This window comes from Aestuariivirga sp. (assembly GCF_041738905.1).
In the GTDB taxonomy this organism is placed as follows: Bacteria; Pseudomonadota; Alphaproteobacteria; order Rhizobiales; family Aestuariivirgaceae; genus Aestuariivirga.
In genome coordinates this window covers 14,711-35,707 of record NZ_JBGSOZ010000194.1, presented here as the reverse complement: position 1 = coordinate 35,707, position 20,997 = coordinate 14,711, and the positions used below count along the sequence as shown (strand labels likewise).

The following is a 20,997-nucleotide window of genomic DNA, read 5'->3' as shown; positions in this document are numbered from 1 at the left end:
GCGCGCCGCGCGGCACGTCATTGGCCTGCTTCACATCGCCCAGCGTCTTGCCGTCGGGAGACTGCACCTCCCAGCGGACCGAGACGGACTGGCTGGCCTCGCCCTTCGACGCGACCTTCACCCGGCCGATGATGGTCAGCGCATCGGGTTGCGGCTTGGTCACCACCGGCCACCCGGCATCGATCAGGGTCTTGCGAAGCGCCGCTGTCAGTTCGGCATCGCCACCACCCGGCGAGCCCTTGACCGCCACGACCGCCACGGCCCGAATCTCGACCTGCCCGGCCTTTGCGTTCTGGGAATCGCTCTTGCCGGCCTTTGAGGCCGTCTTCGCGGTTGTCTTGGGTTCGGGCACCGGTTGCGCCTTGGGCCCGGCGCTGGCCACCTGCGATGATTCCTCGTCGGGGGCGGACGAGGCCGGCTCTTCCGGCACCCTGGACTTGGCGACGAGTTGGGCTTCACCCGGAATGGGGTCCACCGAGGCGACCGCCATCTGCGGGTCATCGGGCGGCGCGATCATGTCCACCCCGGCAAGCGCCAACCCGGGACCGTTCAGCGTTTCGAAATCGATCTCGCGATGGGCATCGGGGCTCGCCGCCACGAAGTATTCGGCCGGCGGCACGGTGAGCGCCGACAATCGTGTCGCGTAACCCATCTGGGCCAGCTTCCGGGCCATGTCCTCGACGGTCCGCCGGGCAATCCGGTCGACGACGGCGGACGAAACCACGGTCCATGGGTCGGCAGCTTCCGAGAGCCCGGCATTGTCCTCGCCGTCGATCGTCTGCAGCAGCACGCCCGCGTCATCGCGCAACTGCCACTGGTAGAGGACGCGGACGCCCGAGCTGTCGGAGAACGCCTTGAAGGCGCCGGTGAGCGCGAAGGTTCCAGTCTGGAACCGGCCTTCGACGAAGCCGATGTCACGGTTGCCCCCGGCCACCACCAATGCGGTCTGCATCTGACTGAGCTTGGCGGGCGGAAGTCCGGTGATTTCCTGGAAGGTGACGGGAGGAACCGTCTTGCCCCTCTGCTCGGATGTCGTGGAATCAGTGAGGATCGACCCGGCCGAGCATGAGGCAAGCAGCATCACGAGCGTCACAAGAAGCGCCCCAAGCCAGAAGGGCCGGAAAAGCTCCAGCCCGCGGGTGTAACCGAGCTGCTGCATGCCTATCGGACTATCATCTCCAGAGGATGCCGGGAAACCGGCTCAAGCTTCTTATCCCCAATGATATAGGTCCGTCCCAGACAATACGCCGCGCCCGCGTCCGAATTCATCAGGATCATATGGGCGAAGAACACCATCCCGGGCTTTATTTCAACGGGATTGTCCTTGTAGAACATCGGGTTGTCCATCCAGCTCGGGGTGAACTTCGCACCGAGCGAATAGCCGCAGGCATTGAGCCGGTGATCCTTCATGCCATGGGCATCCATCACCCCGGCATGGGCGGCGAACACCTCGCCTGCCGTGCGGCCAGGCCTCAACTGCTCTTCAACCGCCGCCAGGGCCTCGCGCGCCGCCACGTCCATGGCGAGATGATGCTTCGTCGGCTTGCCGATGATCAGCGTCCGCATGAAGGCCGCGTGATAGTGCCGGTAGACGCCCGCCCACTCGAGGGTGAGCTGGTCGCGCTTCGAGAGCTTGCGGCGGCCCGACTTGGAGCGGCAGAGCAACGCGTCCCTGCCCGAGCCGATGATGAACTCGTTGGCCGGATAGTCGCCACCCCCGGCGAAGATCGCACCTTGTTGAGCGGCGAGGATTTCACCCTCGTCCGCCCCCGCCTTGGTCTTGCGGATCGCCGCCTTCAACGCCGCATCGCCAAGTTCGCCCGCCTTGCGGACATACTTGAGTTCGGCCTTGGACTTCACGACACGGATCATGTTCACGAGGTCGTTGGCATCGGCAAGCTTGCAGAAACCGTCAAGTGCTGCATCCACGGCCTTGCCATTGAAATGCGTGAGGCCATAGGACTGGCTCTCGATGCCGAGCCGCTTGCCCTTGGCGCCGAGGGACGCAAGCATGTCCTTCAACTGTGCTGCGGGCTGCGCGCCGGCAGCATCAGTCCAGATGCGGATGTCCTCGATGATGGACGTGTGCTGCGCCTGGCGGAGATCGGGGGATCGCGTCAGGAGCGCCAGCTTGCCGTCGGCTCCCAGATACAGGCACTGGAAGAAGCAGAAGCCGAACGTGTCGTAGCCGGTGAGATAATACATGCTCTCCTGCTGGAACATCAGCAGGCCATCGAGGCCGTCGCGTGCCATCGCGGCGCGAACGGCGGCGATCCGGCGGTCGTATTCGGCGCGTTCGAAATGCAGAGCCATGTATCAGTCCTTGTTCAAGGAAATTGCCGAGATGAGCCGTCCATAGTCTTTTTCGTTGCGGTGGGTCGTCCGGCGATAGCTGAAGAATCGCATTTCGTCACCAAACGTGCACAGTGACAGATTGACGACGCGTCCGACACCCTCCGATGTGAGGCGGTCTTCGAGATAGGCCGGAAGGTCGAACATCGCATGTCCGGCGCGGGCCGATGGCGTGAAGTAGCGGGCATTCTCAGGATCGGCGTCGATGAAGCGTGCCGGAAATTCCGGCCCCACTTCATAGGCCGCCCGTGAAATCATCGGGCCGATGACGGCGGTGATATTGGCGCGCGTGGCGCCTTCCCCCTCCATCACCTCCAGCGTCCGCGTGGTGACGCCGGTGAGCGCACCTTTCCAACCGGCATGCGCGGCACCGATCACGCCCGCTTGCCTGTCCGCAAACAGCACCGGCCCGCAATCGGCGGTGAGAACGCCAAGCCCGACACCCGGCGTCTTCGTCACCAGCGCATCGGCACGCGGCCGTTCCTCGCTCGTCCACGGCCCGTCGACGACGGCGGCCTCGGCACTGTGAATCTGCCACGCCGAGAGCAGGTGTGAGGGCGAGACGCCGAGAGACTGCGCGACCAGCGCCCGATTCATCAGAACCGTGTCGCGTTCATCACCCGATCCCAACCCGCAGTTGAGCGATGAAAATATTCCGGTCGAGAATCCGCCTTCCCGCGTGAAGAAGCCATGCGAGATGCCGTCATGCGTGAGAGCGTCGGTCTGTATCATGTCGATCCGAAGGGATAGGTCGTTGCAAGTCCGGGCGACGTTGCCGCCATAACCTTGAACAGGTTACCCATCTGGTCCTCGGCTGCAAGTCTTCTCATCTGCCGCTCAAGCACGGCACGCGTGGCGGGCTCCGAACGCGAGGCCAGACGCGCGATCCGTTGTTCGAGTCCCATGGCAAGCAGGAATGCGCGTTGCGTGATGGCGGGCCATGCCGTGGCGCCACCTGCGCGAAAGCCCTTGGCCAGCGCCTCGAAATCCACATGCGAGGTCAGGTCGCAGTCGCCCGGCGATTCCGTGAGAGAAACGTAGCGATGCCCGCGCATGGCCTGCAGCGTGTCACCGGGCGCACTCACGAGGTGGCCGTAGTCCACGATGAGCGCGGCGCCCGGATTGCGCGCGAGGCGAAACCCGATGTCTTCCGCGATCCGGTTTCGCACCGGCGCTGATTCGATGACATCGCCGTCCGTGCCGAGAGGTGCGAGGTCGATGGGCGCCAGACCGATGGTGAGCCCGCCGTCTTCAAGGCCCATCACACGCTCATGCCAGCGCCCCTGCCATTTTTCGAATTGGCGGATGGGCAAAGCATCAAAGAATTCGTTCGCCACGAGAATCATCGGGCCATCGGGCACATCATCAAGGCTATCGTGCCAGCGCGCCTGCCCCTCCAGTGCGTCCCGCTGGCGCTGGCGAAGCACCGGGCTTGTCTCGACAAGCTGCACCAAGGCCGCGGAGGCGAATGCAGGAGCAGCCTTGCGCACCGTGCGCAAAATGTCGGCCATCAGCGTGCCGCGCCCCGGACCGAGTTCGACGAGATTGAACGCCGCCGGGCTACCCATCGCCGCCCACGCGCCAACGCACCAGATCGCGATCAGCTCGCCGAAGGTCTGCGAGATTTCTGGCGCGGTGATGAAGTCGCCCTTTTCGCCAAGGGGGTCGCGGCTCATGTAATAGCCATGTACCGGGTGGCCAAGGCAGAGGCTCATGTAGCGGTCGAGGCGCATGGGCCCTTCGATGCCGATCATCTCGCGGATCACCTGTTCAATCGGGCTCACGGCGCGACCTCAGGAGCAGCCAGATCCCGACCGCGCAGAGCGGCAGCGACAGGATCATGCCCATGGTGATGAAGCCCGCGAAGTAACCAAGGAACGAATCCGGTTCCCGGAAGAATTCGACCACGATGCGCGAAAGGCCATAGCCCAGGGCGAATATCCCCGAGGCACGCCCCGCGTGCTGGAGCGCACCATAACGGTGGGTGGCGATACGCACCGCAAGGAACAGCACGAGGCCTTCGAGAACACCCTCGTAGAGCTGGCTCGGGTGGCGGGGAAGCAGCGTGTCATCACCCGGAAAGACGAAGGCCCACGGCACATCCGTCGCCCGCCCCCACAATTCGCCATTGATGAAATTCGCAAGCCGCCCCAGCCCTAGCCCAACGGGCACCGAGGCCGCACCGAGATCGAGCATCCGGTCCAGTCCGGTCCCGATGCGCCGGCCAAACAGGACGCAGGCCACGACGACACCCAGGAACCCACCGTGAAACGACATGCCGCCGTCCCAAACCTTGAGGATTTCCAATGGATTGGCGGCATAGAACACCGGCTTGTAGAAAAGCACGTAGCCAAGCCTGCCGCCCAGCACGACGCCCAGCACCGACCACAGGAAGAAATCGTCGACCTGCGGCACCGTCATCGAAGGCTTGACCCGGCCCCAGAGTGCGGGATTGGACACCAGCCGCTTCATGTACCAGGAGGCGAAGATCAGCCCCGCGATATAGGCCAGCGCATACCAGCGGACGGCGAATGGCCCGATTTCGAAGAGCACGGGATCGATGCCGGGGAACGGCAGGACGGCGAATGCGGAGGCTTCGGAAATCATTGCGGGCGGACACTGGGCGAGGCCGCCCTGAAGGTCAAGCCTTGGGCTGTGGCGATGCCGCATCTTGAAGTGGCGGCGTAAAAGCCATAGCTAGCGGGAAACGAAAGGGCCCATCCCATGACCACGAGCCAGACCCGCTTTTTCGACGAGATGGCCAAGCTGATGACCAATGCCGCCGGTGCGGCGCAGGGTGTGCGCCGCGAGGTGGATACGCTGATCCAGTCCCAGCTTGAGCGCCTGCTCAACAACATGGAACTGGTGAAGCGCGAAGAGTTCGAGGCCGTGAAAGCCATGGCGCAGAAGGCCCGCGAGGAAAACGACGCCCTTGCATCGCGGCTTGCGGCGCTTGAGCTGAAGCTCGGGATGGCAGCGGAATCAGCCTCCGACACCCGCGCCGACTGAACCGATACAGCGGCTGCGCGTTCTTGACTCTCGGGAACGCGCATTTGCGTGATTTGCACAGGTATTTAGGATTTACGGCAAATCGCCTGTGGAGGAATCAACCTCCTGGCAACTCCGACTCTTGAAGCGACTCAATACCTTGGGCACTTTCGCCTGCGTGGCTGCACAGGTGATTCGTCAGCCGACGGAGGATTGAGTGATGGGCCTTGAGGCCTTTGAAAGCGACGACCTGTCCAACCCCCTCGACCGCGTCGAGCGGATTGCGGAGGCCTATGACTGGGCGTTTTCGCGCACCAACCCGGCCGAGGTGACCATGGAGGTCGCCGGCGGTTGGAGCAACATGACCGTCTCCCTCAACTGGCGCGACGAGTTCGAGATCCTTCATGTCGCGGTGAGCCTCGAGATGAAAGTGCCGCCAGCCCGCCGCGACGAGGCCGCAAAACTGCTGGCCCGGGTCAACGAGCATCTGCTCGTGGGCCATTTCGATCTCTGGCACTCCGACGGCAGCCTCGTCTTCCGCAACACGCTCCTTCTGTCGGGCGGTGCGGACGTGAACGACGCACAATGCGAGGGGCTGATCCGGTTCGCGGTTGAAACCTGCGACCGCTATTTTCCGGCCGTGCAGTTCGTGGTCTGGGCTGGACAGAATGCCGCCGATGCGCTCGATGCGGCGATGATCGACACGATGGGAGAAGCCTGATGGTGAAGCTCACGGGAACCCTCGTGCTGGTGGGCGCGGGCAAGATGGGCGGCGCCATGCTGGAAGGCTGGCTCAAGGGCGGCGCCGATCCGAAGAAGATCGTGGCGATCGATCCTTCTCCGCCGCCTGAAGTCAGAGCGGTGATCGAGACTGCGGGTGTGCGCCTCAATCCACCCGTGTCAGACGTCACGGATGCCGAGGTCGTCATCATTGCAGTGAAGCCGCAGCTGATGGAGAACGTGCTGCCGGCAATCGTGCCGTTGAAATCCTCGCGCCCGCTGATCCTGTCGGTTGCTGCAGGAAAGACCATCGCCAGTTACGAACAGCATTTCGGCGCCGATGCCGCTGTCATCCGCACGATCCCCAACACGCCTGCTGCAGTGGGCCGGGGGATTACCGCCATGGCCTCCAATGCAAATGTCTCTCCTGCGCAGTTGGCGCTGGCCCGCACGCTTCTCGAAGCGGTGGGCGAAGTGGTGACGGTCGAGAACGAAGCCATGATCGATGCCGTCACGGCGGTCTCGGGCTCGGGGCCGGCCTATGTCTTCTATCTCACCGAATGCCTTGCGGCAGCAGGCGAGAAGGTGGGGCTCCCGAAAGACCTCGCCATGCAGTTGGCGCGCGCCACTGTAGCGGGCTCAGGCGAACTCATGCGGCAATCGGGGATCAAGGCGGCGACACTTCGCCAGAACGTCACCTCTCCCAAGGGTACGACCTATGCGGCCCTTCAGGTGCTGATGGCGGAGAATGGCATGCAGCCCCTCTTCGACGCGGCCATCGCGGCTGCAACACAGCGCTCGCGCGAACTGGCGAGCTGAAGGACTGCAACCGATGACCATTTCCTTCGACGACTTCATGAAGGTCGACATCCGTGTGGGCACCATCGTCGGGGTCGATCCATTCCCGGAAGCCCGCAAGCCAGCCTTCAAGCTGAGGATCGACTTCGGACCCGAGATCGGCCTGAAGAAGTCCTCGGCACAAATCACGAAATACTACACGCCTGACACGCTCATGGGCCGGCAGGTGGCGGCGGTGATCAATTTCCCGCCCCGCCAGATCGGCCCCTTCATGTCGGAAGTCTTGACCCTCGGCTTCCCCGACGAGGCGGGCGAGGTGATCCTGACGGCGGTGGAGCGCAAGGTGCCGAACGGTGGCCGGCTGTTCTGAAACCGTCACATTGAGGGTCTAGCCGCAGCCCCCGAAAAGGAATGCGCCATGACTATCATCCGCTCGATTGAAGACCTCGAAGACATCTACCGCGCGGCGCCGACACCTGCCTCCACGGTGAAGGAGGTCGATTACCTGACGCCCGAGTATCGCAAGCTCATTGAGGCCTCGCCCTTCGTGGCGCTGGCGACCACAGGTCCCGAAGGCCTCGATTGCAGCCCGCGCGGCGATGCCGCGGGCTTCGTCCGCATCGCCGACGACCGCACGCTCATCATGCCGGACCGCCGCGGCAACAACCGCATCGACAGCTTGCGCAACATCGTGCGTGACCCGCGCGTGGCCCTTCTGTTTCTCATTCCGGGATCAGGCACCACATTCCGCGTCAACGGCCGGGCCGTGATTTCCGTGGACCCCGAACTGCTGCAATCCTTCGCGGTGGAAGACAAGGCGCCGCGCAGCGCGATCATCGTGTCTGTCAGGGCAGCCTACTTCCAGTGCGCCCGCGCTGTTCTCCGCGCGAAGCTCTGGGATCAGACAGCTCATGCTGACACATCGGTCCTTCCAACGCCGGGCACGATACTGGAGTCCCTGTCGAAGGCAGATATCGATGGCGCGTCCTATGATGCCGAGTGGCCCGGACGCGCGAGGGCGAGCATGTGGTAGGAAGGCCCGTCCGGCCTATTCCATCCCGAACATCTTCCGCATGTTCCGCATTCCCTGCTCCCAGGGATTCTCTGGCGCCGGGCCATTGCCCCATATGTCCATCGGGGGCTTGGTGCCGAAGATCGTCTCGTAGGATTTCAGCGTCGCGGCCCAGGCGTCGCCCACATTGCCCATGGTCTTCGCATCCATGCCGCCCGCCGCCGGCCTCTCGGTGATCATCTTGGCGAGGTTCTCCCAGTAGTTCTGGGCATTCTGCATGTGGCTCATCCACACGTCGCTGATGATGCCGGGCGGAATCACCTGATGGCCCGTGCGCATCGCGAGAAACAGGAACTTCCGGTATTCCTCGATGACGCGCTGCGCCATCTCGGCATTGGTCCCCATCTGCTGTTCCACCATCTGCATCATGGGCGCGAAGGACTGCATGCCTTGCGCATTCATCATGTTGAGTTTCAGCCAGAGCGGGTCGAGACGATAATCCATCATGGGTTCCTCATACCGGGATCTGCACCACCGCGCGAAGCCCGCCTTGGGGACTGTCTTCGAGCTTCAGTTCCCCACCATGGGCCCGCGCGATGTCGAGTGCAATCGCAAGTCCAAGGCCTGTGCCGGTCTCGTCCAGGTTGCGCGCGTTGTCGAGGCGCACAAAGGGGCGGAAGGCTTCGGCCCGCTTCTCCTCCGGGATGCCCGGCCCGTCGTCATCGACATTGAGGGTCAGCAACCGGTCAGCGACGCGGGCGCTGACACTCACCCGCTTCGCATAGCGCACGGCGTTGCCGATGAGATTGGCCAGCAACCGGCCAAAGGCATCGGGCTTCACTCGCACCTTCTGTCCCACGGGCACATCCACTTCGACGGACCCGCCTGCGCGTTCGGACGCGCGCGCGGCCGTCTGCACGAGGGAGGCCAGATCGACCTCGCGCGCAGTCTCGCCCGCATCGCCCTTCACGAAGGCCATGTAGGCCTCCAGCATGCGCTGCATCTCGTCCACGTCTTCCTTGAGGGGCTGCACCTTCGGCCCGTCGCCGAGGAAGGCCAGTTCCAGCTTGAAGCGCGTGAGGATGGTGCGGAGATCGTGACTCACCCCCGCCAGCATCGTGGTGCGTTGTTCCACCTGCCGCGCGATACGGTCGCGCATGTCGAGGAAGGCCTCGCCCGCCTGCCGGACTTCGCGGGCGCCGCGCGGCTTGAAGGCCCCAACATCGCGGCCCGTGCCGAAACTCTGCGCCGCCCTGGCAAGGTCGGTGATCGGACGAACCTGGTTGCGCAGGAAGATGATCGCGATGCCGAGCAGCAACAGTGAAGAGATAAGCATCCACAGCAGCAGCATGTCGGTACTGGTGGCCAACGTACGTTCAATGCGGGTGAGGAAACGGAACACGATGTCCTTCTCCACCTGCACGCGGATGTCGACGAACTCGCGCTGCCCCCTGCTGTCGATCCAGAACTGCTTTCCCGTTTCGATCGAAAGCTCGCGCGTGAGCCTGGTGTCGAAGCGCGAGAACAAGGGCTCGGGCAATGGTGCCGGCAGCACCTCGCCCTCCCGGATGGACAGGCCGAGGACCAGCGTCTCATTCGCCAGATGCTCGATCCTGCTCCGCGCCGCCGCCCCCTTGTCCGATTCCTCGTAGAGTTGCACGAGCAGGCTCACGTCGCGCGAGAAGGAGCGGGCCAGCAAGCGCGTCACGTTCTCGAAATGCCTGTCGAGGATGAGGCCTGTCATGATCGTCTGCAGCAGCACCATCGGAGCCACGAGAATGATCAGCGCGCGCGCAAACAGCCCTTCCGGCATGTGGCGCTCGAGGAACGTGTTGAAGCGATTGTAGAGCCAGTTGCGGGCCATGGCGCTAGCGCCTCTCAGTCCACATGGAGAACATAGCCGGCGCCGCGCACGGTCTGGAGATAGACAGGGTTCGACGGATCGTCCTCGATCTTCTGGCGCAGCCGGTTGATCTGCACGTCCACGCTGCGTGCGCCCTCTTCCGATCCCTCGGGCGCCAGTTCGCCGCGCGGCACAGGGCTTCCGGCGCGCGCGGCCAGCGTCCTGAGGAAATCCTTCTCGCGCGTTGTCAGCCTGACCGGCTCGGAGCCTTTCCGCAATTCGCCGCGCTGGACATGGAACACGAAGGGCCCGAACTGAACTTCGGCGCGCGATCGGCCTTGCACCTCCTGCCTCCGCAGCAAGGCCCTGATCCGGAGCAGAAGCTCGCGCGGCTCGAAGGGCTTCGGCAGATAGTCGTCGCTGCCCTTCTCCAGCCCGGCGATGCGGTCCGAGGAGTCAGCCAGCGCGGACAGCATCAGCACCGGAACGCGATTGCCATCACCGCGCAGCGACTGCGTGAACTCCAATCCGCTTTCCCCCGGCATCATGATGTCGAGCACCAGAAGGTCGAACATGAAGCCACGCATCTTCTCGCGGGCTTCCGCCGCCGAGGCGGCAACCGAGACGCGGAAATCATTCTCCAGCAGATAGGTCTGGAGAAGCTGGCGGATGCGCCGGTCGTCGTCCACCACCAGGATGTGGGGAAGATCATCCACGGCTCGCCGGCCCTCCTCCCAGCACGCCCACCCGGTCGATCCAGTCGCGCACGGCGTCGCGGTTTTCGGGGCTCACCATGTGATAGAGCACCTTGCAGTAGAGATGCGCTGCATTGCCCTCGGGCTGCGCCACGGCGCGGCGGATGCGGCTGATCTGCGGGGCCATCAGGCGCTGGCGAAGCTCTTCGCCCTTTTCGGTAAGGTAGAGCAGGCGCTGGCGCCGGTCCGTCTCGCCTTCCTTCTGGTAGACATAGCCCTTGTCGATCAGTTCCTTCAGCACACGCCCCAGGCTCTGCTTGGTGATGCGCAGGATGTCGAGCAACTGCTGCACCGTCATTCCGGGGTCGCGGCCCACGAAGTGAACCACCCGGTGATGCGCCCGGCCGAAGCCGAACTGTCCCAGGATCTCGTCCGGGTCGGACACGAAATCGCGATAGGCGAAGAACAGCAGTTCGATCAGCGCAAGCGTATCCTGGTCACTCAATCCGTCTGCGCTCAAATCTTGGGCAGAAATTATGTCAGTCATATTGACATATTTTCCCGATTTTGTTACGTTGAACCATCACATAACGAAATGTTGTTGCGCGAACCACCTCTCGCGGTCCGTTCCTCAACTCTTATAGGCCCGACAGGAGCATCAAAGCCATGACCATCATTCCCTTCGATCAACGCGACGGCTGGATCTGGTTCAACGGCGAGATCGTGCCCTGGAAGGAGGCCAAGGTCCATGTCCTGACACACGGGCTGCACTACGGCTCTTCCGTGTTCGAGGGCGAACGCGCCTATGGCGGCGTCATCTTCAAATCGGCGGAACATTCTGTGCGACTGCACAAGTCGGCCGAAATCATGGATTTCACGATCCCCTATTCGGTCGAGGAACTGAACGCCGCAAAAGACAAGGTCGTGGAACTCAACGGCGGCGGCGACCAGTATGTGCGTCCCGTTGCATGGCGCGGCTCCGAGATGATGGCCGTCTCCGCCCAGCACAACAAGATCCATGTCGCCATCGCCACATGGGCGTGGCCTTCGATGTTTGATCCCGAAACCAAGATGAAGGGCATCAAGCTCGACATCGCGGACTATCGGCGCCCCGATCCCATGTGCGCGCCGGTTCATGCCAAGGCCGCTGGCCTCTACATGATCTGCACCATCTCGAAGCACAAGGCCGAGCAGAAGGGCTATGCCGACGCCATGATGCTCGACTGGCAAGGCCGCGTTGCCGAGTGCACCGGTGCCAACATCTTCTTCACCCGCGACGGCGCCATCCACACGCCCATCGCCGACTGCTTCCTGAATGGCATCACCCGCCAGACGGTGATCGCGCTCGCAAAGGAACAGGGCCTCGAGATCATCGAGCGCCGGATCATGCCGGACGAGCTTCCGAGCTTCAACGAGTGCTTCATCGTCGGCTCCGCGGCGGAGGTGACGCCGGTGGCGGAAATCGGCCCCTATACCTTCAAGCCCGGCAACATCAGCCGCACCATGATGGACAGCTACACCAATGCCGTGCGCCCGACGTCGAAGGCGGCCTGATTTTCACGAACGCTATCTGAACGGTCACCGGAGACCCTCCGGTGGCCGTTTCGATTTGCGCTTGTGTCTGCAGGTTCCGAGAGATTTGACGGCGGCGCAATTGCAAATTACGGTTGCGTCAACGCAATGGAGTGAGAATCCCATGACAAGACGAGTGACACCAAGATCGGGCCTGTCGCTGTTCGCGGCCGTGCTCGCAGGCGCAGGCCTCGCCACGGCCGTTCCGCAGCAGACCTCGGCCAAGAACAATTCGGCCGTGGGCGCCGCCATCGTGGGCGGCATCGTCGGGATTGGCGTGGGTGCAGCCCTCTCCGACCAGCACCATCACAACAAGAAGATCTATTACAACGGCTACAATCCGCCCTATGCGCCGGGTGCCTATGACCCCTATTTCGCCAAGGTCTACAGCCCGGCGTCCAACGTCGTCTGCTACTCGGCGCAGCGCGTCTGCTACAACAACAACGGCAGCTATGCCTCGAAGTGGACGCGCCGCGTCTATGGCTACTGACAGGAGCGCCCGGTCAATGACATCATTTCTGAACGATCTCCGTCACGCCGCCGCAGCAGCAGCCCTTTTCGGTCTCGCCAGCCTCGGCATGACTGGCTCTGCCAGTGCCGACGACCTCCGCATCGACGATGCCTGGAAGGCGGCACTCGCCGACTTCGAGGGCGTGCTCACCGAGAAGCAGCACGCGCTCGTCAACAGCATCGCCTATCATTCAGCGGCCGCGCGACTTTGTGACGGCATCGACCTCGATGTGACGAAGGTCGGGGCCTCCATGAACGAGATCGTCACGTCGGGCGATCCCGCAATGACGGACGAAGAGCATATTGAACGGCTCTCGAATGTGCTGCTCACGCTGGGCACCGCCAAGGGCATCTTCCTCGCCGAGGGCGCGCTCCACAAGGAGGCCTTCTGCGCCGATGCCGCCGCGTCCAAGGCCGACCCGGAGAACATCCACTTCTGGCAATGAGCCCGTGGGTGGCGAAGGACAGGCCTTGAGGCGGACCGCGCATCAGGGCACTGTGCCATCATGACGGCAAATTGCGACTACCTCATCATCGGCGGCGGCTCCTCGGGAGCCGTCGTCGCCAAGCGGCTCAGCGAAATGACTGCGGGCGGCATCATCCTCCTCGAAGCCGGTGAGCCCGATGAGGGTGACCCTGCAGCGACCGACCTGAAGCGACTCGACGAGCAGACGGACGCCTATGATTGGGGCTTCACGGCCTCCACGTTGAAGGGTGCTGCGCCGGAACTCAAATACGCCCGCGCCAGGCTGCTGGGTGGCTGCGCCAACCACAACGACTGCGCTTTCATCCGCCCGCCGGCATCCGACTTCGACGAATGGGAGCGCCTTGGTGCCACCGGCTGGAATGCCGAGGCCATGGCGCCCTACTGGCAGCGCATCCTCGACACCATCACTATCGAGCCCGCCCCCTGCCATCCCGCCAGCCGCGCCTTCATCGAGGCAGGCAAGGAAATGGGACTGCCCGAAGTCAACTTCTCGAAGGACGTGAAGCCGGGCGCCGGGGTGTTTCCGCTGAACGCCAGGGGCAGGCTCCGCCAGTCCTCCTCCGTCGCCTATCTGCACCCGATCGCGGCCCTGCCGAAGCATCTCGAAATCTTGACGGACTGCATGGCCACGCGGCTGCTGTTCGATGGCAGGAAAGCCATCGGCGCCGAAACTTCGCGGGGAACAATCCATGCCGCGAAGGGCGTCATCCTCGCTTGCGGCTCGATCCAGACGCCGCAACTGATGATGGTGTCGGGGCTGGGCCCCGCCGCGCACCTGAAGGAGCACGGCATCGAGGTGCTGGCTGACCTGCCGCATCTGGGCCAGCACCTGCGCGACCATGTGGCGGCGCCTGTCGTATGGGAAACGCACGAGCCCATCGCCGACTGGGAAATCTGCCCCTTCGAGGCGACGATGATGCTGCAGTTCGATGCGGATGCGCCCGCACCCGACATTCTCTTCCACTTCGGCTTGCGGGTGCGCGAGAAATACGGCGACCATCCGCGCCTCGTCACCCATGGCCCGGCCGTCAAGGCCTCGCCCAACGTGACGCGCGCGAAGAGCGAGGGCGAGGTGCGGCTCTCAGGCCCGGCCATGACGGACAAGCCCGTCATCAACCTCAATTACTTCTCCGACCCGTCGGACCTCGACCTGCTGCTCCGCGCCATGCGGGTGACGCGCAAGATAGGCCACACGGCGGCGATGCGAAAACTGGTGCGCGCCGAAATCCACCCCGGCCCGGACGTCCAGAGCGATGCCGACTGGATCGACTACATCACCCACGTGTGTGAAACGGTCTACCACCCCTGCTCCACCGCCGCGATCGGCCGCGTGGTGACGCCGGACCTGAAAGTGATGGGCACCGAAAACCTCTTCATCGCCGACGCCTCGGTGTTCCCCTCCCTCATCACGGTGAACATCAACTCAGCCGTGATGATGACAGCGGAGAAAGCGGCGGAGTGTGTGATCGCGGGGTGAGAGCCCTCATATTGCATACATGACCGCAATGAAGCGCCGCCTCACCCGTGAAACGGGTGAAGCGGCCCTCTGCACTACTCAGGTAACGATCTTCATCAGGCGCCCGGCACCCGATAGGCAGGCGACTTCTTTGCTGCCTGATCTACCTCTTCAGGCGTCATCAGCACAGTAAGCCTGCCGGAGGCCGCACCGGATGCAGCTACGGTAAGCGAGATGGCGGCGGCGCTGACATTGTCCGGCCCGTCCATGATGATCACCAGGTCGTCCGAACCCATGGAAAAGTAAAAGCACTCTAGCTTGCCGCCGACCGAGGCCACCATCTTCTCGACCACAGCCTTCCGCGACGAACCGCCTTCTGCGATCACACCCCTGGTTCCTTCTGCGGTGTAACTGCCCGTCCACATGTACTTTGCCATGCCGTCCTCCCATTTCCGTTGCATCGCAACGGCCTCGTCAAGGCAACGTGCCGCAGACTGTTGTCTTGCACGGCACTGCCAAGAGGGCATGACGCTAGACCTATCAGAAGCGTTTGCAATCAATAACATTGGTGGAATTATCCGTTTGAATGCGGGGTACGCTGCATCCTGCGGTTGGCCCTATCGCGTCAGGCTTGGCGTTGGCTACTTGGCATGAGAGCGAATTTCACGCCCGCCACGATGAACGGCGCGCCATGCATCAACAGGTCGAGAATGTCGATGGGCCGGTTGAGTGTGCCTGATGTCAGCATGCGGAGTTTTTCCCAGACATGCGGCGCAGGCACAAAAGGAGCAAGGCCGAGAGTGAGGCAGGCGATTGCGACGATGCTCAACGGCAAGCGGTTGATCAGTTCACGGAGCTTCTGCATGGGTCGTGTTGCTCTGCATGAAGGCTGGATGGCCGGGACAAACCCGGCCACGAGAACATGTAAATCAGTTATCCAGGAAGCTCCTGAGCTTCCTTGACCTGCTCGGATGCTTCAGCTTCCTGAGCGCCTTCGCCTCGATCTGGCGGATGCGTTCGCGGGTCACCGAGAACTGCTGGCCCACTTCCTCCAGCGTGTGATCGGTGTTCATGCCGATGCCGAAGCGCATGCGCAGCACGCGTTCTTCGCGCGGCGTGAGGCTGGCCAGAACGCGGGTCGTCGTCTCGCGCAGGTTGGCCTGGATGGCGGCATCGATGGGCAGGATCGCGTTCTTGTCCTCGATGAAGTCTCCGAGGTGTGAATCCTCTTCATCGCCCACCGGCGTTTCGAGGCTGATCGGCTCCTTGGCGATCTTCATCACCTTGCGCACCTTCTCGAGCGGCATCGACAGCTTGTCGGCCAGCTCTTCTGGCGTCGGCTCGCGGCCGATCTCGTGCATCATCTGGCGCGAGGTGCGCACGATCTTGTTGATCGTCTCGATCATGTGCACGGGGATGCGGATGGTGCGGGCCTGGTCCGCGATCGAGCGCGTGATCGCCTGCCTGATCCACCACGTGGCATAGGTCGAGAACTTGTAGCCGCGGCGGTACTCGAACTTGTCGACCGCCTTCATCAGGCCGATGTTGCCTTCCTGAATGAGATCGAGGAACTGCAGCCCGCGGTTGGTATATTTCTTGGCGATTGAAATGACGAGGCGAAGGTTGGCCTCCACCATTTCCTTCTTTGCGATGCGCGCCTCGCGCTCGCCCTTTTGCACCATGGCGACGATGCGGCGGTATTCAGGGATCTGCAGGCCAGTCGCGGTGGCGAGTTCGAAGATCTCGTCGCGGATGACCTTGATCGAATCCTTCTCGTCATTGACGAACTTCTTCCAGCCGAACTTGGCAAGCCGCGCCACGCGCTTCAGCCAATCGGGGTCAAGCTCGTGGGACTGGTATTCTTTCAGGAACTCGCCGCGCGGCACCTTGTAGGTCTCGGCCAGGCGCATGAGGCGGCCCTCAAGCGCGTTGAGGCGCTTGTTGATGTCATAGAGCTGCTCGACCAGCGCCTCGATGCGGGCGTTGTTCAAGGAAAGCGACTTCACTTCTGCCACGATCTCTTCGCGGAGCTTCTTGTAGCGGCGCTCCTGGGAGGGCGAGAGCTCGGTGCCCTCGGCCACTTCCTGGTCCTGCAGCTTGCGGAGCGACTTGTAGTTCCGCGCTATGTTGTCGAAGATTTCGAGAACCTTGGGCTTCAGCTCCGCTTCCATGGCGGAGAGCGACACACCGAGGTCGTCACCCTCCTCGTCGTCATCCTCTTCCACTTGCGGCTTGTCGAAATCCTCGGGGGAAAGCACATCGCCGAACTCGTCGTCCGACGGGCGCTTGAACGCGGCGCGCTTGGCCTCGGCACGCTTGGCTTCGGCCTTCTTCTTCACTTCTTCCTTGGGCGGAACGTAGGGTGCGGGCGTCTGCACCGGGCCCTGCTTCTTGGCATCGGGGCCGGCATAGGTCGCTTCGAGGTCGATGATGTCGCGCAGCAGGATCTTGGCTTCGTTCAGCTCGTCGCGCCAGATGATGATGGCCTGGAAGGTGAGCGGGCTTTCGCAAAGCCCCGCGATCATCGCTTCGCGGCCGGCCTCGATGCGCTTGGCGATGGCAATTTCGCCCTCGCGCGACAGGAGCTCCACCTGCCCCATCTCGCGGAGATACATGCGGACGGGATCGTCCGTGCGGTCGGCGGGGAGCTTGGCGGCTTCGACCTTGATGAGGGCCGTCTCGGTGGACTCGCCCTCGGCTTCCGCTTCCACCTTGGTGGCGAGGTTGTCGGTTTCTTCTTCGGATTCGACTACGTTGATGCCCATCTCGTTGAGCATCGCCATCACGTCTTCGATCTGCTCCGGGCTCGTATCCTCCGACGGGAGCACCGCGTTCAGCTCATCGAGCGTCACGTAGCCACGCGCCTTGGCGAGCTTGATCATCCGCTTGACGGCGGCATCCGACATATCGAGGATAGGCGAGTCTCCGCCATCGCCGCCCGCGGCCTCGGGGGCCTCGGCTTCGTCGCCTTGGGTCTGCGGTTCCTGCTCGTCAGGGGCGTTTGCGCGCACTTGGGCTCGGGCCATGAAACAGTCCTCGATCTTCTGGACGGGAAATCCCGCCATTAGCAGTGTTGTGATTCGGGGTCAAAACTAGGGGCCTACGCCTTAAGCGCTGATTAACCCTGTTCAATGCCCCGAACCCGGATTGGGTCGGCTCAATTGATAGCGTCGGCCTGCCGGCCCGATGCCGCTCCAAAGCCCTCGATCTGGGCCTCGGATCCCGCATGGGACGACAGTTGTTCGCGCACCGCCTTGAGCGCGTTCAGCTTTTCCTCCGTCGGGTCGGCAGCGAATGCGGCTTCAGCCGCCCTCAGCTCCCGCTCGAGGGTTACAGTTTTACGGTGCAGGGCGATCATCTGACGAAGGCCTGTGCGGGCGTCATCTTGCGCAGCCCCGCTCCCAAGGAACCATTCGTTCAGCCGTTTCGCCTGGGTTTCAAGCCGGTCCAGCAATGGACCCAAACCCTTGTGCTTCAAGTGGCTACGGATGTCCGTCCCGTCAAGGCCGGACCCCATGGCGGCGCTATCTATGATTTGTGTACGGAGGGAGTCAAGCTCCGGAGCCGTCATTTCAAGGCTTGCGAACTCGTCGATGACCTCGTGCAGCAGGTCCGGATGGTTGATGAGCGTGAGGACGATCATCCGCTCGCGGCGCTCCGCCCCCGACTGGAACATGGGGGTGGCGGCCAGCCGCTTCAGCTGTGCGGTGGGCGGTTGCTGCACGTCCCATGGCCGCTGGTTGGGTTTCCAGCCTTTCTTCGGCTGGTAGCCCGACTGGGATTTGAAGCCCCCTGCTCCCCGCCCACGGCCCGCCGGCTGCCACAGCGCCTGCAGCCTGCCGGCCACATCGGCGAGGTAGTGCTTCCGCACACCTTCGTCGCCTATCGTATTGACAAGGCTGCGCAAATCCCGCTCGAACTGGGCTCTTCGTTCCGGCGTGGAGCGGTCGTTACCCGCCAAGGCCCGCTGCCACAGCATCTCGGACAAAGGCTGGGCAGCCTCCACCACGGCGCGAACGGCATCGGGCCCCTGCCCCTTCAACAGGTCGTCCGGGTCCTGTCCCTCCGGCAACAGGGCGAATTTCAGCGAATGGCCCGGCTGCAGCAGCGGCAGCGCCAGGTCCAGCGCCCGGTAGGCCGCCTTGATACCAGCCCCGTCGCCGTCGAAACACAAGGTGGGTTCCGGCGCCTGTTTCCACAGGATTGCCAATTGGTCTTCGGTCAGGGCCGTGCCCAGGGGCGCCACCGCATGCGGCAATCCGGCGCGGTGCATGGCGATCACGTCGATATAGCCTTCGACCGCGATGATCGCCTGCCTTTCGTGGGCGGGGGCCCTCGCCTTGTCTAGATTGTAGAGAACGTGGCCCTTGTGGAAGAGCGGCGTCTCCGGCGAGTTCAGGTACTTGGCGGCAACGTCCTTCGACAGCGCGCGCCCGCCAAAGGCGATGACACGGCCGCGCGGGTCGCGGATGGGGAACATCACCCGGTCGCGGAAGCGGTCGTAGCTTGCCCCCTCGCCCTTGATGATGAGGCCAGCCTCGACCATCTGCTCGGGCTCCACCTTGTTCTGCGCCAGATGGTTCCTCAAGGCCGAGCGGTCGTCGGGCGCATAACCCAGCCGGAATTCCTTCTGGATCGTGACGGCCAGTTCACGGTCGGCCAGATAACCCCGCGCCTTTGCACCTCGCGCCGACTGCAATTCGGCTTCGAAGAACCTGGCAGCGATTTCCATGATGTCATAGAGGCTGGCCCGTTGTTCCTCGCGCTGGGCATCGGCCTCGGAGACCTGCGGCATGGCAAGTCCCGCCTCGCCCGCCAACCGCTCTACGGCTTCAGGAAAGCTCAGGCCCTCTTTCTCGACAAGGAAGGTGAAGATATCGCCGGAAGCCTTGCAGCCGAAGCAATGGTAGCGGCCCTTCCGGTCATCGACGTGGAAGGACGGCGACTTCTCGCCATGGAACGGGCAGCAGGCCCAGTAATCGCCCTTGCCCGGATTGGACTTCCGCCGGTCCCACGCCACCTTCCGCCCGACAACGGAGGAAATCGATACCCGGCCGCGGATGTCTTCCAGGAATGAGGGAGGAACGCGCATGAAAGGGGATGTGGGCCATGTGGACCACGCGTGCAAGTCCCTCGTTTGCAAGCGGTGTTGCAGTGCAGTAAAGAATGGCTTCCAGCATCTCCAAAGGGAGTCCACGATGACGGCAGCTCTGGGTGTTGGAATTTGGTTCAGGCTGGCGGCGCGCCGGAATCCCGCCCTGCTCGCAGCACTTGCCTACACGGTATACGCCCTGCTCGGCGCTGTAGCACTTATGCTTCCCGTCATGCGTGAACAGTCGCGGACTGAAAGCGTGGGCTTCATCGACGCACTGTTCCTCAGCACGTCCGCTGTATCCACCACGGGTCTCGTCACGCTCGATCCCGGCTCGACATTCAATTTCGGCGGTGAACTGATACTCCTGCTGCTGATTCAGATCGGCGGCCTTGGCTACATGACCTTCATGTCGATGGCCTACATCATGCTGCGGGCACAGCTCTCACCCACGCAAAGCCGATTGACGCGCTCCGGCTTTGGCCTGCCAGAGAACTTCAGGATGACGTCTTTCGTGCGCCAGGTGGTGATTGCCACGCTGATGATTGAAGCGGTTGGCGCTCTGGTTCTCATGTACCAGTTCGAGCAGGCAGGAACGGCCGGAGCCTTGTGGAATGGCATTTTCCATTCGGTCTCCGCCTTCTGCACTGCGGGCTTTGCACTTTTTCCAACAAGTTTTGAAGCCTACAAGGACAATGGGCCGATGCTGATCGTGCTCTCCGTGCTGAGTTACTGCGGCGCCTTCGGCTTCGTCGTCATCGCCGAGTGCTTAGAGGCACTTGTCATCCGGCCGAGGCGGCTCTCGATCACAACACGCATCACGGTCTGGCTATCGGCATGGCTGCTTGCGGCTGGAACGGCTATCGTCTGGATTTTCGAGCCCGCCATCCGCGCTCTGCCGGTCGCTCAGCAATTTCCCAATGCCCTGTTTCAGGTAATGGCAGCTTCGACGACAGTGGGCTTCAACTCGCTTCCCATCGGCGCTCTGTCGTCTGCCAGCATCCTGGTGCTTTATCTGCTCATGTTCATTGGCGCGTCGCCCGCAGGCACGGGCGGCGGCCTGAAATCGACGACCGCTGCAACTCTGGCCGCAACCATGATTTCCAGCATCAAGGGGCGGGACGCCGTTTCCCTGGGCGGATACCTCCTGCCTCAACAGCGCGTGATTCAGGCAGCTGGAACGCTGGTGATCGCACTGGTGGTGATCCTTGCCGCAGTGACCCTGCTTGATCTCACCGGTAGCTATGCCTTCGACAAGGCCCTTTTTGAAGTCATCTCCGCATTGGCAACGGTTGGCCTCTCCATGGGGGTGACCGGCGAGCTCAACGATGCGGGCAAGCTCATCGTGACCGCAGTGATGCTGATCGGCCGCGTCGGCATCCTCACCTTCTTCGTTTCCTTTGCACTGGTGACACGCCAGGAAGACCTCGAAATCAGAAAGACGCGCGACATCATCCTGTAGGAATTTGTTC

23 protein-coding genes are annotated in these 20,997 nt (G+C 62.9%); 10 read left to right on the top strand and 13 right to left on the bottom strand.

Annotated features, from left to right (window positions below; genetic code table 11):
• The 5 genes from ACEW8Q_RS18850 to lgt form a co-directional block, all read right to left on the bottom strand.
• The coding region (locus ACEW8Q_RS18850; protein ID WP_373505604.1) for a hypothetical protein at positions 1–1,159 on the bottom strand (1,159 nt) is incomplete at its 3' end.
• 2 nt (positions 1,160–1,161) lie between these two features.
• Positions 1,162–2,313: a M24 family metallopeptidase gene (locus ACEW8Q_RS18845; protein ID WP_373505603.1), complete on the bottom strand. Its 1,152-nt coding sequence runs from the start codon at positions 2,311–2,313 to the stop codon at positions 1,162–1,164.
• 3 nt (positions 2,314–2,316) lie between these two features.
• Positions 2,317–3,084: a peptidoglycan editing factor PgeF gene (pgeF, locus tag ACEW8Q_RS18840; protein WP_373505602.1), complete on the bottom strand. Its 768-nt coding sequence runs from the start codon at positions 3,082–3,084 to the stop codon at positions 2,317–2,319.
• Positions 3,081–4,136, bottom strand: coding sequence for a class I SAM-dependent methyltransferase (locus tag ACEW8Q_RS18835; protein WP_373505601.1), 1,056 nt, complete (start codon positions 4,134–4,136; stop codon positions 3,081–3,083). The genes pgeF and ACEW8Q_RS18835 overlap by 4 nt, the downstream gene beginning before the upstream one ends.
• Entirely contained in the window at positions 4,123–4,959 is an 837-nt protein-coding gene (lgt, locus tag ACEW8Q_RS18830; protein ID WP_373505600.1) for a prolipoprotein diacylglyceryl transferase, read from the bottom strand. The genes ACEW8Q_RS18835 and lgt overlap by 14 nt, the downstream gene beginning before the upstream one ends.
• Before the next feature lie 117 nt (positions 4,960–5,076).
• Between lgt and ACEW8Q_RS18825 the strand changes: the two genes are divergently transcribed.
• The 5 genes from ACEW8Q_RS18825 to ACEW8Q_RS18805 all read left to right on the top strand — a co-directional run bounded on the left by ACEW8Q_RS18825 (position 5,077) and on the right by ACEW8Q_RS18805 (position 7,891).
• Positions 5,077–5,361, top strand: coding sequence for an accessory factor UbiK family protein (locus tag ACEW8Q_RS18825; protein WP_373505599.1), 285 nt, complete (start codon positions 5,077–5,079; stop codon positions 5,359–5,361).
• 199 nt (positions 5,362–5,560) lie between these two features.
• A complete protein-coding gene (locus tag ACEW8Q_RS18820) occupies positions 5,561–6,061 on the top strand; it encodes a YbjN domain-containing protein (protein ID WP_373505598.1) in 501 nt (166 codons plus the stop codon).
• Positions 6,058–6,879: a pyrroline-5-carboxylate reductase gene (gene proC / locus ACEW8Q_RS18815; RefSeq protein WP_373505605.1), complete on the top strand. Its 822-nt coding sequence runs from the start codon at positions 6,058–6,060 to the stop codon at positions 6,877–6,879. The genes ACEW8Q_RS18820 and proC overlap by 4 nt, the downstream gene beginning before the upstream one ends.
• A 13-nt stretch (positions 6,880–6,892) precedes the next feature.
• On the top strand, positions 6,893–7,228 hold the full coding sequence (locus ACEW8Q_RS18810) for a tRNA-binding protein (RefSeq protein WP_373505597.1): 336 nt from the start codon (positions 6,893–6,895) through the stop codon (positions 7,226–7,228).
• Positions 7,229–7,276: 48 nt separating this feature from the next.
• The gene (locus tag ACEW8Q_RS18805; RefSeq protein ID WP_373505596.1) at positions 7,277–7,891 is read left to right on the top strand and encodes a pyridoxamine 5'-phosphate oxidase family protein; all 615 of its coding nucleotides are present in this window, start codon (positions 7,277–7,279) and stop codon (positions 7,889–7,891) included.
• Between the two features lie 15 nt (positions 7,892–7,906).
• Here ACEW8Q_RS18805 and ACEW8Q_RS18800 read toward each other — a convergent pair whose 3' ends face one another.
• From ACEW8Q_RS18800 to ACEW8Q_RS18785, 4 genes are read right to left on the bottom strand one after another with little or no spacing between them, the layout of a single operon-like run.
• A complete protein-coding gene (locus ACEW8Q_RS18800; protein WP_373505595.1) occupies positions 7,907–8,377 on the bottom strand; it encodes a hypothetical protein in 471 nt (156 codons plus the stop codon).
• A 7-nt stretch (positions 8,378–8,384) separates the two neighbouring features.
• Entirely contained in the window at positions 8,385–9,734 is a 1,350-nt protein-coding gene (locus ACEW8Q_RS18795; protein WP_373505594.1) for an ATP-binding protein, read from the bottom strand.
• Positions 9,735–9,748: 14 nt separating this feature from the next.
• Positions 9,749–10,429: a response regulator gene (locus tag ACEW8Q_RS18790; RefSeq protein WP_373505593.1), complete on the bottom strand. Its 681-nt coding sequence runs from the start codon at positions 10,427–10,429 to the stop codon at positions 9,749–9,751.
• Positions 10,422–10,913, bottom strand: coding sequence for a MarR family winged helix-turn-helix transcriptional regulator (locus ACEW8Q_RS18785; protein ID WP_373505592.1), 492 nt, complete (start codon positions 10,911–10,913; stop codon positions 10,422–10,424). Before ACEW8Q_RS18785 ends, ACEW8Q_RS18790 begins: the two co-directional genes overlap by 8 nt.
• A 161-nt stretch (positions 10,914–11,074) precedes the next feature.
• Here ACEW8Q_RS18785 and ACEW8Q_RS18780 point away from each other — a divergent pair, with 161 nt between their 5' ends.
• The 4 genes from ACEW8Q_RS18780 to ACEW8Q_RS18765 all read left to right on the top strand — a co-directional run bounded on the left by ACEW8Q_RS18780 (position 11,075) and on the right by ACEW8Q_RS18765 (position 14,454).
• Entirely contained in the window at positions 11,075–11,962 is an 888-nt protein-coding gene (locus ACEW8Q_RS18780; RefSeq protein ID WP_373505591.1) for a branched-chain amino acid aminotransferase, read from the top strand.
• A 142-nt stretch (positions 11,963–12,104) separates the two neighbouring features.
• Complete coding sequence (locus ACEW8Q_RS18775) at positions 12,105–12,470, top strand: hypothetical protein (protein ID WP_373505590.1); 366 nt, start codon at positions 12,105–12,107, stop codon at positions 12,468–12,470.
• A gap of 16 nt (positions 12,471–12,486) precedes the next feature.
• On the top strand, positions 12,487–12,936 hold the full coding sequence (locus tag ACEW8Q_RS18770) for a hypothetical protein (protein ID WP_373505589.1): 450 nt from the start codon (positions 12,487–12,489) through the stop codon (positions 12,934–12,936).
• Positions 12,937–12,996: 60 nt separating this feature from the next.
• Positions 12,997–14,454 (top strand): GMC family oxidoreductase, encoded by a 1,458-nt coding sequence (locus ACEW8Q_RS18765; protein WP_373505588.1) that lies wholly within the window; start codon positions 12,997–12,999, stop codon positions 14,452–14,454.
• A gap of 95 nt (positions 14,455–14,549) precedes the next feature.
• On the opposite strand, the gene ACEW8Q_RS18760 is transcribed toward ACEW8Q_RS18765, so the two are convergent.
• The 4 genes from ACEW8Q_RS18760 to dnaG all read right to left on the bottom strand — a co-directional run bounded on the left by ACEW8Q_RS18760 (position 14,550) and on the right by dnaG (position 19,525).
• Positions 14,550–14,870, bottom strand: a complete 321-nt coding sequence (locus ACEW8Q_RS18760; RefSeq protein WP_373505587.1) for a GYD domain-containing protein — start codon at positions 14,868–14,870, stop codon at positions 14,550–14,552.
• Positions 14,871–15,058: 188 nt separating this feature from the next.
• A complete protein-coding gene (locus ACEW8Q_RS18755) occupies positions 15,059–15,298 on the bottom strand; it encodes a hypothetical protein (protein WP_373505586.1) in 240 nt (79 codons plus the stop codon).
• Positions 15,299–15,362: 64 nt separating this feature from the next.
• Positions 15,363–17,459: an RNA polymerase sigma factor RpoD gene (gene rpoD / locus ACEW8Q_RS18750; protein WP_373505585.1), complete on the bottom strand. Its 2,097-nt coding sequence runs from the start codon at positions 17,457–17,459 to the stop codon at positions 15,363–15,365.
• A 131-nt stretch (positions 17,460–17,590) separates the two neighbouring features.
• On the bottom strand, positions 17,591–19,525 hold the full coding sequence (gene dnaG, locus ACEW8Q_RS18745) for a DNA primase (RefSeq protein WP_373505584.1): 1,935 nt from the start codon (positions 19,523–19,525) through the stop codon (positions 17,591–17,593).
• Positions 19,526–19,631: 106 nt separating this feature from the next.
• On the opposite strand from dnaG, the gene ACEW8Q_RS18740 reads away from it, so the two are divergent.
• Entirely contained in the window at positions 19,632–20,987 is a 1,356-nt protein-coding gene (locus tag ACEW8Q_RS18740) for a TrkH family potassium uptake protein (RefSeq protein WP_373505583.1), read from the top strand.
• The last annotated feature ends 10 nt before the right edge of the window (positions 20,988–20,997 follow it).